We start from the raw sequence: 10,404 nt of genomic DNA on the forward strand, positions 1-10,404 counted from the left end.
AATTGCAGGCAGCTTTCCGTGTTTTATAGTAATTGCATATATCGTATAGAATTTGAACTTTTACTAAGAAACTACTGTTAAGGAAAACGTGGAAATTGGCCAAAGTCTGGTTTACGTTTTTCCTTAAATGCATCCCGACCTTCTTTTGCTTCATCCGTCGTATAATAAAGTAAAGTAGCATCTCCAGCCATTTGTTGAAGTCCTGCTAGACCATCCGTATCTGCATTCATTGCTGCTTTTACAAAACGAAGTGCTGTAGGGCTCATTCCAAGCATCTCTTCACACCACTGAACCGTTTCATCTTCAAGTTGGTCATAAGGAACAACAGTGTTTACAAGACCCATGTCAAGTGCTTCCTGTGCATTATACTGACGGCATAAGAACCAAATTTCACGTGCTTTTTTATGTCCGATAATACGTGCTAAGTAACCTGATCCATAACCAGCGTCGAATGAACCAACTTTCGGTCCTGTTTGTCCGAATATCGCATTGTCTGCAGCAATCGTTAAATCACACACAACATGCAATACATGTCCTCCACCAATTGCATATCCTGCTACCATTGCGACAACAGGTTTAGGTATTACACGAATTAAACGTTGTAAATCAAGAACATTTAGACGTGGGATTTCATCTTCTCCAACATATCCACCATGACCTCGAACTCTTTGGTCACCACCAGAACAAAATGCCTTTTCCCCTTCACCCGTTAAAACAATAACTCCAATACTTGCATCGTCACGTGCACGTGTAAATGCATCAATTAATTCTACCACCGTTTTAGGACGGAAAGCATTCCGAACCTCAGGTCGATTAATTGTTATCTTGCCAATCCCTTTGAATTGCTCATATTTGATATCTTCGTATGTACGCAGTGTTTCCCATTGACGAGTCATTATAATAAGCCTCCTAATTTTTTAACTCTGTAATATGTTCCACTATCATTGTAGCAAATAAAGTCGGTTTCTCCACATGTATTGCATGACCCGCAGCCTTAATTGTCGTATGTTTAACAATCGGAAACGTTTTTTCCATTTCCCGGGCAATATGAACAAATTTTTTGTCGATTTCCCCAGTAATTAGTAAGACAGGGATTTTGATTGTTTGTAGACTATCCCAGTAAGACGGCTGACTCCCTGATCCTATTCCGATTAAGCTATTCGAAAGACCAATAGTACTTTGTCCAAGTCTCTCTTCTCTAATTGCATTTCGCTTTTCTGTAGTAAGTGATTTCTGAGATTCAAAAAGAGGTATTTCCTCCCAGAAGTTAACAAAGTTTGGTATTCCATCTGAAATTAATCTTTCAGCCAATTTTTTATCTGCTTGTCTACGTTCTAAACGCTCCTGCTTCGTCTTCAGTCCAGGTGAGGCACTTTCTAGTATTAATGATAAGACTTTTCCCGAATGCTTTAGAGTGTAAGCAAGTGCGATTCGGCCACCCATCGAATATCCAACAAGAATAAATTCAGCAAGGCCTAATTGCTTAAAAACGGCCTCTAAATCTTCTAGTTGTTCTTCCATTGCATATCGCTTGTGATTTTTAGGTATTGATGACTTTCCATGACCTGTTAAATCGATTCGGATAATCTTGAATTTACCTTCAAATATCCGAACTACTTCACTCCATGTTTCCACACTGCCTGTAAAACCATGTAAAAGAACAAGCACAGGCAACGAATTATCTCCATTTATTTTTATATTAATATTGGTTTCACGTACATTAAGTAAGTTTTCAACCATTTAAATCAAGTCTCTTTGTAATTTCCGTCCATAATTTCCGATGCCCTTTCACATTTTCACTACGGTCTGTGAACACCTCAATGATTCTTAGGGGCTTGGTTTTTGTTTTTGGTAATACTGACTTAAATTCATCCATCGTCCATACAGCATCATACTGGGCATCATACATCGCCGCTACATGACCGAATGTCAATCCAGTTGGTGTACCAAAGAGTTTTTCAAAATGCGTGCTTGCATTTGCTTGTGGAAGATACGAGAAAATTCCTCCACCATCATTGTTCATTATGACAATTGTTAAATCTATCTCAATAAAACGCGTTGCAATCAGACCGTTCACATCATGTAGAAATGACAAATCACCAATTAACAACCAGGTTGGCCTTTGCCTTGCAGCCTGAATCCCAAGTGCTGTAGATACAACACCATCGATTCCGTTTGTACCACGGTTCGAGAAAATTGCTATGCCCTTCCCCGTTTTTCCAAAGAAAGTATCTATATCTCTAATTGGCATACTGCTACCACTTACTAAATCCGCTCCACTAGGCAAATAGTCGAAAAGTAATTGGGCAAATGCACCTTCATCTTCAATAGTATCGCCGTGTTTGGCTGTGATTGAACTTACAATTTCATTTGTTTCTATCCACATCTTTGAATATGCTGTTTCAGTTTTAGTTACTCTTATATTTAGCACTGCTTCTGCAGCTGAATGTATGTGGTGTGTAACGACCCCTATCGGATCTCTAAATTCAGGGGATTCATCTACAGCCACGACAATCTTAGGTCGTATTTTCTTTAGAAATAGTGAAAGTGGTTTGGACACTGGTTGTGCTCCGAACCTAATTACCATATTAGGAATTGCTTGTTTTATAAACGATTCACTTTTTAGAATGGCATCATAATTATCTATGCAAAGAGAACCTGATCTATTTGATAGTTCAGTTCTTAGATTCGACAAGGGATCACAGAGTACCGGCCAGTTAAGAGCTTCAGCAAATTCCCAAAATAATGCTTTATCAAAATTGATTGGCATTTCTCCAACAACTATAATTCCCTTAACCGCTTCATTAAGCATAGTTGTTAATTCCTTAACTGCTGATTCATTCAGTGTCTCAGTAACTTTAAATCGTTTTACGAATGTCGATGAAACTGTTTTCATATCGAAATCAATATCAAACGGTTCTCTGAAAGGTACATTCAAATGAACAGGTCCTTCCGGAGCTGATAAAGCTATCGATAAGATTCGGTTTATTTGACGATCAATATAATCATCAACATCACGATTGTTTTCTGGAATTGGAAAATCAACACTATATTTCACTTGATTTCCGTACATTTGAATTTGATCAATTGCTTGTGGTGCACCTACCCCTCTTAGTTCATGTGGACGGTCTGCAGTAATAACAACAAGTGGGATACGTGCATTACGTGCTTCCGTAATCGCCGGAAAATAATTCGATGCTGCTGTTCCTGATGTACAAAGTAAAACGACAGGATCGCCCGATGCTTTAGCTAAACCAAGTGCAAAATAACCCGCAGATCTTTCGTCAATCTGCATGTACATTTCAAGCCCTTCTGTAGATGCAAATGCATAGGCAAGTGGAGTTGAACGAGAACCCGGACTAATTACAACTGCCTTTACACCTGCATTCATGAGGGCTGCTGTCATTTTTCGAACATAGTTTGTTAACATTTTTGAGTTATCCATTTAATTTTCCCCCAAGTGCACGCAAAACTGGTCTAAATTTCACCCAAGTTTCTTCATATTCTTCCTCAGCGATTGAATCTGCAACAATTCCACCACCAGCATATAGATACGCACTATCACCATCAAGTAAAGCCGATCGAATAGCGACCGCAAACTCTCCGTTACCTTTTGTATCGGTCCAACCAATCGGCCCAGCATAGTAGCCACGATCCATGTTTTCCTTGTCACGAATTATTTCTCTAGATATATCATGAGGAACACCGCCTAGTGCAGGTGTTGGATGAAGTGCCTGAACAAGACTGAAAATATCTGTTTCTTTTTTCAATTGTCCTTCTATTGGTGTGAATAAATGTTGAATATCACGAAGTTTCATTAACTTAGGTTTCAACGGCATAGAGATATTTGTACAATTTTTCTCAAATACGTTTGAAATCATGTTTACAACATAATGATGTTCTCCACGATTTTTATTATCTCCAAGTAGTTCTTCACCAAGCGCTTTATCTTCGCTTGCTGTTGTTCCTCGCCCTATTGAACCTGCCACACAAGCCGAATAGGCTTGTCCATTTGACACTTCTATTAACCGTTCAGGTGTAGCGCCAAAGAATAATTGTCCTTCTTTTTGAAGCCCGAAAACATAACTTTCCTGTTGTTCATTCGCTATATGATGTAGGGCAGCGACAGATGGAACCTTACTTTCAAAGTTCAGTTTTATTGAACGAGCAATCACAACTTTTTCGGCTTCCCCTTTTTTAATAAGGTTTGTTACATCTGTGATTGATTTCATATATTTATCTTTCCCAACCTCCTCAAGCGAAGCAACTAATGGTTTTTCGGGAGATTTAAATTCATTTACTTGAGCAAAGTGAACAAGACTATCTCGCTCATTCCGCAGCTGTTCAAATTCATCTACAGCATTTTCATTCTTCGTAACAAGATTAATTGATATGGATGTCATACCATTTTTGATAGCCAGCTGAAAAGAAGGCACAAAGAAAAAAGCGGTAGGAAAATTACCCCATTCTGAATTTCCAGTATGATTTGTATCAAATGAGAATCCTCCAAAGAGAACTGGCTCAATATCTTTTTCTTCTTTAATTAATGATGTACAAAGATCTTTCCATCTCTTTGAAATATCTTCATATCGATTTTCCGAACTTTCATTTGACAGCACCTTCGCGTGTCCAATCCCCGCGAGAGTTAATGTGTTATCAGCATTTTGCCAATAAAAACGTTCATTACTGTAATTGGTCTCACCTGCTTGAAAAAATAGTAATGGTGAAATTCGTCCGATTTCAATTGTTTCCGTGAAAAATCGCAAATAATCTTTTTCTATTGCCTTTACATGTGAAGCGGTAAACTTCTGTTTCATCTTTTTCCCTCCGTACATTAAACGACTCATACTAAGAGCATATATCCTTATTCTATCATACAGAGTTTTAGTTGGTTCAGCACACAATAAGCTAACGACGTATTCACTTTACCGAAATTAGAGTACAATAGATTAGGCATATTAAATAATAAGGAGAGAATCAATTTGCAACATAAAATACAAGCTGATACTGGTTGGCGTATTTGGTGGCAACTAACAAGACCACACACACTAACAGCAGCCTTTGCACCCGTTTTTCTTGGAACAATGATTGCTTTAACGTACAATAACATTCATTTTCCTTTGTTTTTCGCAATGCTAATTGCAAGTATCTTTATACAAATGGCGACCAATATGTTTAATGAATACTACGATTTCAAATTAGGATTGGATACCGAGAAATCCATTGGAATTGGTGGTGCGATTGTTCGTAATGGCGTCAAACCAAGAACGGTTTTAAATCTTGCCTTGTTATTATATGGCGTTTCAATTCCAATCGGTATATACATATGTATGGAGACCTCATGGTGGATTGCTCTAGTTGGGTTGGTCTCGATGTTGATAGGATATTTATACACGGGCGGACCCTATCCAATCGCTTACACACCTTTTGGCGAGCTTGTATCTGGTATCGTTATGGGAATCTTTCTTATTCTTATCGCGTTTTACATTCAAACCGGTACGGTTACAACGGCAGCAATTCTCCTATCTATTCCAAGCATGTTTCTAGTAGCTGCTATTATGATGGCAAATAACATACGCGATCTAGAGGGAGATAAAGAAAGCGGTAGGAAAACACTCGCAATTCTTTTAGGACGCCAAACAGCAATTTCGATTTTAGCAGCATTCTTTATAATTTCCTATGTATGGATCATTACTTTGGTAGTTTTAGGACACCTCACACCATGGGCGCTTATCGTATTTCTAAGCATAAGAAAACCAATAAAAGCTATTACTATTTTCAGGAAATATCTTCATCCACTACAAGTGATGCCCGCTATGAAAGAAACCGCTGTAACAAATACTATTTTTGGTTTATTACTTGGAATGGGAATTCTAATAGGACATCTTTTTTATAACTAATCAAAACAAATAAATATGAACATCTAGCTTTTCATATAATTTCAAATAAAAAACTGCCTAAAACACAAGTTAAATTTTGTGATTAGGCAGTTTTTATTATGAAGTTCATCAAGCGTGGGCATACTGAAAATTGAACCTAATAAAAGGACGTGACAGTATATGCTAAGCGACAGACAAAGGTCTTCCTTAAAAACAGAATTAACCGAATTAAAAGCTCAATTAATGACTACAAAAAACGAATCTGATATTAAGGAAAGTGCACAAGAAGAATCTGGAGAGTTGTCCATGTACGCCAATCACCCAGGTGATCTTGGAACTGAGCTATATGACCGGGAAAAAAATATGGCTATCAATATACACGCCAACACAGAACTTGATAAAGTTGAGAATGCATTAAAAGCATTGCAGGATGGCTCCTATGGGAGGTGCGATGAATGCGGTAATGACATTCCCTTTGAACGATTAGAGGCTATACCCTATACAACAGTTTGCATGGAACATGCTATTGATACTGAAGTTTCCAACGACAGGCCAGTGGAAGAAGAAATCTTGAAACCTCCATTCAACAATTCATTTGCAAAAGGACGAGATGGAGATATACGTGATTATCAAGACAGTTTTAAAGAAGCAGCACAAGATGGTACGTCAGAAACACCCTCGGACTTTATAGGAGACCATGATGATTATGAAACCTTATATGAAAATGGAGTGTCTAAGAGCATTACGGAGGACTTTGAATCCTTTAGTGTTACTGATATAACAGGAAAAAATGTAAGTGTTATCGAGTCGCCTGATTCAGAAGAATATAAAGATACACTGGATAAATTAGGGATTGAATCACCTCTTGGGGATATTCCATACCATCAAAAGGATAGTTATCTGGAAGAATAAGTACAGTATTAATAAAGTTTAAAAGAAAAACTGCTTTAAAAGTCAAACTCGACTTTTAAAGCAGTTTTTTTTATGACCCGTACGGGATTCGAACCCGTGATACCGCCGTGAAAGGGCGGTGTCTTAACCGCTTGACCAACGGGCCTAAAATTATGGCGGAGAAGGAGGGATTCGAACCCTCGCACCGCTTACGCGATCTATGCCCTTAGCAGGGGCACCTCTTGAGCCGCTTGAGTACTTCCCCATAAAATGGCTCCGCAGGTAGGACTCGAACCTACGACCGATCGATTAACAGTCGATTGCTCTACCACTGAGCTACTGCGGAATAGTGGGCCTAAGTGGACTCGAACCACCGACCTCACGCTTATCAGGCGTGCGCTCTAACCAGCTGAGCTATAGGCCCTATTGGAGCGGGTGAAGGGAATCGAACCCTCATTATCAGCTTGGAAGGCTGAAGTTTTGCCATTAAACTACACCCGCAAAACAAATGGCTCAGGACGGAATCGAACCGCCGACACAAGGATTTTCAGTCCTTTGCTCTACCGACTGAGCTACTGAGCCAAAACTATGTAATACAATAAAAATGGCGGTCCCGACGGGAATCGAACCCGCGATCTCCTGCGTGACAGGCAGGCATGTTAACCGCTACACCACGGGACCATTTGGTTGCGGGGACAGGATTTGAACCTGTGACCTTCGGGTTATGAGCCCGACGAGATACCACTTCTCCACCCCGCGACAATACTATTAGTACTATTCAATTATTAAATGTACGCTATTAGTTAGTGGACACCTTTTAAAATTTTCAGTAAAACACTTTATACATTTAATAAAAATGGAGGAGGAAGAGGGATTCGAACCCCCGCGGGTTTTGACACCCCTGTCGGTTTTCAAGACCGATCCCTTCAGCCAGGCTTGGGTATTCCTCCGAAAAAAAGTATAATTGGTGGACCTTGCAGGACTCGAACCTGCGACCGGACGGTTATGAGCCGTCTGCTCTAACCAACTGAGCTAAAGGTCCTTCAAAATGGCGGCAGAGGGGATCGAACCCCCGACCTCACGGGTATGAACCGTACGCTCTAGCCAGCTGAGCTACACCGCCAGGATCTTTATATAAGTTAGATAAATGGTGGAGCCTAGCGGGATCGAACCGCTGACCTCCTGCGTGCAAGGCAGGCGCTCTCCCAGCTGAGCTAAGGCCCCTAAATAAATGGTCGGGAAGACAGGATTCGAACCTGCGACCCCTTGGTCCCAAACCAAGTGCTCTACCAAGCTGAGCTACTTCCCGAGTCAAAACAAAATGTTAACTGTTGTTATAGTATTTAAAGCTACGAAAACACTTTAAATATGGCGCGCCCGGCAGAAGTCGAATCCACAACCTTCTGATCCGTAGTCAGACGCTCTATCCAATTGAGCTACGGGCGCATAAGTAATAAATATACGGAAAAATATTGGTGCCGAGAACCGGAATCGAACCGGTACGGTGGTTACCCACCGCAGGATTTTAAGTCCTGTGCGTCTGCCAGTTCCGCCACCCCGGCAAGGGTGAAAAATTGGAGCGGAAGACGGGATTCGAACCCGCGACCCCGACCTTGGCAAGGTCGTATTCTACCACTGAACTACTTCCGCTTAAAAGTGCGGGTAAAGGGAGTCGAACCCCCACGCCCTAAGGCACTAGATCCTAAGTCTAGCGCGTCTGCCAGTTCCGCCATACCCGCATGTATGTTTTAATAAAGTTTATAATTATTTAAAAAATGGTGAGCCATGCAGGATTCGAACCTGCGACCCTCTGATTAAAAGTCAGATGCTCTACCAACTGAGCTAATGGCTCTTTACTGGTGCCGGAGAAAGGACTTGAACCCTCAACCTACTGATTACAAGTCAGTTGCTCTACCAGTTGAGCTACTCCGGCAAGGAATATTATTTCACATAAAAATGGTGGAGGATGACGGGCTCGAACCGCCGACCCCCTGCTTGTAAGGCAGGTGCTCTCCCAGCTGAGCTAATCCTCCTGGGTTAAATTATAAGTAAATTCAATCTATGTAATGAATTTATAGGCCTGGCAACGTCCTACTCTTGCAGGGGGGAACCCCCAACTACCATCGGCGCTGAAGAGCTTAACTACCGTGTTCGGTATGGGAACGGGTGTGACCTCTTCGCTATTGCCACCAGACCTGAATGTTCTTTTTCAAGGACACTACTCATTATATCAAGTGTTTCTAAAATTGCAAGCATTATTTTTATGAACGTTGCTTGTTCGTTCAAAACTGGATAAAACAGACATTAAGGAAGAATATTTTGTATTCTTCCGACGAATCGAGGTCAATCATACCTCTTCATTTAGTAGGTTAAGTCCTCGATCAATTAGTATCCGTCAGCTACACACGTCGCCGCGCTTACACCCCGGACCTATCAACCTCATCTTCTTTGAGGGATCTTACTTACTTGCGTAATGGGAAATCTCATCTCGAAGGGGGCTTCATGCTTAGATGCTTTCAGCATTTATCCCGTCCATACGTAGCTACCCAGCGATGCCTTTGGCAAGACAACTGGTACACCAGCGGTATGTCCATCCCGGTCCTCTCGTACTAAGGACAGCTCTTCTCAAATTTCCTGCGCCCGCGACGGATAGGGACCGAACTGTCTCACGACGTTCTGAACCCAGCTCGCGTACCGCTTTAATGGGCGAACAGCCCAACCCTTGGGACCGACTACAGCCCCAGGATGCGATGAGCCGACATCGAGGTGCCAAACCTCCCCGTCGATGTGGACTCTTGGGGGAGATAAGCCTGTTATCCCCGGGGTAGCTTTTATCCGTTGAGCGATGGCCCTTCCATGCGGAACCACCGGATCACTAAGCCCGTCTTTCGACCCTGCTCGACTTGTAGGTCTCGCAGTCAAGCTCCCTTATGCCTTTGCACTCTACGAATGATGTCCAACCATTCTGAGGGAACCTTTGGGCGCCTCCGTTACTCTTTAGGAGGCGACCGCCCCAGTCAAACTGCCCACCTGACACTGTCTCCTGCCCCGATAAGGGGCATGGGTTAGAAGTCCAATACAACCAGGGTAGTATCCCACCAACGCCTCCTCCGAAGCTAGCGCTCCGGAATCTAAGGCTCCTACCTATCCTGTACAGGTTGCATCGGAATTCAATATCAAGCTACAGTAAAGCTCCACGGGGTCTTTCCGTCCTGTCGCGGGTAACCTGCATCTTCACAGGTACTATAATTTCACCGAGTCTCTCGTTGAGACAGTGCCCAGATCGTTACGCCTTTCGTGCGGGTCGGAACTTACCCGACAAGGAATTTCGCTACCTTAGGACCGTTATAGTTACGGCCGCCGTTTACTGGGGCTTCAATTCGAAGCTTCGCTTGCGCTAACCTCTCCTCTTAACCTTCCAGCACCGGGCAGGCGTCAGCCCCTATACTTCACCTTGCGGTTTTGCAGAGACCTGTGTTTTTGCTAAACAGTCGCCTGGGCCTATTCACTGCGGCTCTCTCGGGCTTTAACACCCTACCAGAGCACCCCTTCTCCCGAAGTTACGGGGTCATTTTGCCGAGTTCCTTAACGAGAGTTCTCTCGATCACCTTAGGATTCTCTCCTCGCCTACCTG

General features: G+C 42.2%; 6 protein-coding genes, 20 tRNA genes and 2 rRNA genes (1 of these 28 only partly in view). 2 read left to right on the top strand and 26 right to left on the bottom strand.

Annotated elements, in window-relative coordinates; all coding sequences use genetic code 11:
- Positions 1–77: 77 nt before the first annotated feature.
- From menB to ACP8HH_RS13390, 4 genes are read right to left on the bottom strand one after another with little or no spacing between them, the layout of a single operon-like run.
- The gene (menB, locus tag ACP8HH_RS13375) at positions 78–896 is read right to left on the bottom strand and encodes a 1,4-dihydroxy-2-naphthoyl-CoA synthase (protein ID WP_438312103.1); all 819 of its coding nucleotides are present in this window, start codon (positions 894–896) and stop codon (positions 78–80) included.
- A gap of 13 nt (positions 897–909) precedes the next feature.
- Positions 910–1,740, bottom strand: a complete 831-nt coding sequence (gene menH / locus ACP8HH_RS13380; protein ID WP_438312105.1) for a 2-succinyl-6-hydroxy-2,4-cyclohexadiene-1-carboxylate synthase — start codon at positions 1,738–1,740, stop codon at positions 910–912.
- Positions 1,733–3,445 carry a 2-succinyl-5-enolpyruvyl-6-hydroxy-3-cyclohexene-1-carboxylic-acid synthase gene (gene menD, locus ACP8HH_RS13385; protein ID WP_438312107.1) on the bottom strand — a complete coding sequence of 571 codons (1,713 nt, stop codon included), beginning with the start codon at positions 3,443–3,445 and terminating at the stop codon, positions 1,733–1,735. Before menD ends, menH begins: the two co-directional genes overlap by 8 nt.
- The gene (locus ACP8HH_RS13390; RefSeq protein WP_438312109.1) at positions 3,438–4,817 is read right to left on the bottom strand and encodes an isochorismate synthase; all 1,380 of its coding nucleotides are present in this window, start codon (positions 4,815–4,817) and stop codon (positions 3,438–3,440) included. Before ACP8HH_RS13390 ends, menD begins: the two co-directional genes overlap by 8 nt.
- Positions 4,818–4,982: 165 nt before the next feature.
- Here ACP8HH_RS13390 and ACP8HH_RS13395 point away from each other — a divergent pair, with 165 nt between their 5' ends.
- Together ACP8HH_RS13395 and ACP8HH_RS13400 are read left to right on the top strand one after the other, a co-directional pair.
- Positions 4,983–5,900, top strand: a complete 918-nt coding sequence (locus ACP8HH_RS13395) for a 1,4-dihydroxy-2-naphthoate polyprenyltransferase (RefSeq protein ID WP_438312112.1) — start codon at positions 4,983–4,985, stop codon at positions 5,898–5,900.
- Between the two features lie 159 nt (positions 5,901–6,059).
- On the top strand, positions 6,060–6,791 hold the full coding sequence (locus ACP8HH_RS13400) for a TraR/DksA C4-type zinc finger protein (protein WP_438312113.1): 732 nt from the start codon (positions 6,060–6,062) through the stop codon (positions 6,789–6,791).
- 73 nt (positions 6,792–6,864) lie between these two features.
- On the opposite strand, the gene ACP8HH_RS13405 is transcribed toward ACP8HH_RS13400, so the two are convergent.
- From ACP8HH_RS13405 to ACP8HH_RS13510, 22 genes are all read right to left on the bottom strand, one after another.
- Positions 6,865–6,936, bottom strand: a tRNA-Glu gene (locus ACP8HH_RS13405).
- A gap of 8 nt (positions 6,937–6,944) precedes the next feature.
- Positions 6,945–7,035 (bottom strand) — tRNA-Ser (locus tag ACP8HH_RS13410).
- 6 nt (positions 7,036–7,041) lie between these two features.
- Positions 7,042–7,116 (bottom strand) — tRNA-Asn (locus ACP8HH_RS13415).
- 4 nt (positions 7,117–7,120) lie between these two features.
- A tRNA-Ile gene (locus tag ACP8HH_RS13420) sits at positions 7,121–7,194 on the bottom strand.
- A gap of 3 nt (positions 7,195–7,197) precedes the next feature.
- Positions 7,198–7,271, bottom strand: a tRNA-Gly gene (locus tag ACP8HH_RS13425).
- Positions 7,272–7,279: 8 nt separating this feature from the next.
- A tRNA-Phe gene (locus tag ACP8HH_RS13430) sits at positions 7,280–7,352 on the bottom strand.
- Positions 7,353–7,375: 23 nt separating this feature from the next.
- Positions 7,376–7,451 (bottom strand) — tRNA-Asp (locus ACP8HH_RS13435).
- Between the two features lie 3 nt (positions 7,452–7,454).
- Positions 7,455–7,529 (bottom strand) — tRNA-Met (locus ACP8HH_RS13440).
- A 98-nt stretch (positions 7,530–7,627) separates the two neighbouring features.
- Positions 7,628–7,720: transfer RNA gene (locus ACP8HH_RS13445), tRNA-Ser, on the bottom strand.
- 15 nt (positions 7,721–7,735) lie between these two features.
- A tRNA-Ile gene (locus ACP8HH_RS13450) sits at positions 7,736–7,812 on the bottom strand.
- A 7-nt stretch (positions 7,813–7,819) separates the two neighbouring features.
- Positions 7,820–7,893, bottom strand: a tRNA-Met gene (locus tag ACP8HH_RS13455).
- 25 nt (positions 7,894–7,918) lie between these two features.
- Positions 7,919–7,994: transfer RNA gene (locus ACP8HH_RS13460), tRNA-Ala, on the bottom strand.
- Positions 7,995–8,002: 8 nt separating this feature from the next.
- Positions 8,003–8,079 (bottom strand) — tRNA-Pro (locus ACP8HH_RS13465).
- Positions 8,080–8,139: 60 nt separating this feature from the next.
- Positions 8,140–8,216: transfer RNA gene (locus ACP8HH_RS13470), tRNA-Arg, on the bottom strand.
- 27 nt (positions 8,217–8,243) lie between these two features.
- Positions 8,244–8,332 (bottom strand) — tRNA-Leu (locus ACP8HH_RS13475).
- A gap of 13 nt (positions 8,333–8,345) precedes the next feature.
- Positions 8,346–8,420, bottom strand: a tRNA-Gly gene (locus ACP8HH_RS13480).
- A gap of 7 nt (positions 8,421–8,427) precedes the next feature.
- Positions 8,428–8,509: transfer RNA gene (locus ACP8HH_RS13485), tRNA-Leu, on the bottom strand.
- Between the two features lie 37 nt (positions 8,510–8,546).
- Positions 8,547–8,622: transfer RNA gene (locus ACP8HH_RS13490), tRNA-Lys, on the bottom strand.
- Positions 8,623–8,627: 5 nt separating this feature from the next.
- A tRNA-Thr gene (locus ACP8HH_RS13495) sits at positions 8,628–8,703 on the bottom strand.
- A 24-nt stretch (positions 8,704–8,727) separates the two neighbouring features.
- Positions 8,728–8,803 (bottom strand) — tRNA-Val (locus ACP8HH_RS13500).
- A 45-nt stretch (positions 8,804–8,848) separates the two neighbouring features.
- Positions 8,849–8,964, bottom strand: a 5S ribosomal RNA gene (gene rrf, locus ACP8HH_RS13505).
- A 171-nt stretch (positions 8,965–9,135) separates the two neighbouring features.
- Positions 9,136–10,404: ribosomal RNA gene (locus ACP8HH_RS13510) — 23S ribosomal RNA — on the bottom strand (it continues 1,687 nt past the right edge of the window).

Origin of the sequence: Sporosarcina sp. FA9 (genome assembly GCF_051550205.1) — a bacterium.
In the GTDB taxonomy this organism is placed as follows: Bacteria; Bacillota; Bacilli; order Bacillales_A; family Planococcaceae; genus Sporosarcina.

Bases quoted from the DNA above. Each gene is read 5' to 3' on its own strand.
- menB (WP_438312103.1), bottom strand. From the start codon at position 896: ATGACTCGTCAATGGGAAACACTGCGTACATACGAAGATATCAAATAT.
- menH (WP_438312105.1), bottom strand. From the start codon at position 1,740: ATGGTTGAAAACTTACTTAATGTACGTGAAACCAATATTAATATAAAA.
- menD (WP_438312107.1), bottom strand. From the start codon at position 3,445: ATGGATAACTCAAAAATGTTAACAAACTATGTTCGAAAAATGACAGCA.
- ACP8HH_RS13390 (WP_438312109.1), bottom strand. From the start codon at position 4,817: ATGAAACAGAAGTTTACCGCTTCACATGTAAAGGCAATAGAAAAAGAT.
- ACP8HH_RS13400 (WP_438312113.1), top strand. From the start codon at position 6,060: ATGCTAAGCGACAGACAAAGGTCTTCCTTAAAAACAGAATTAACCGAA.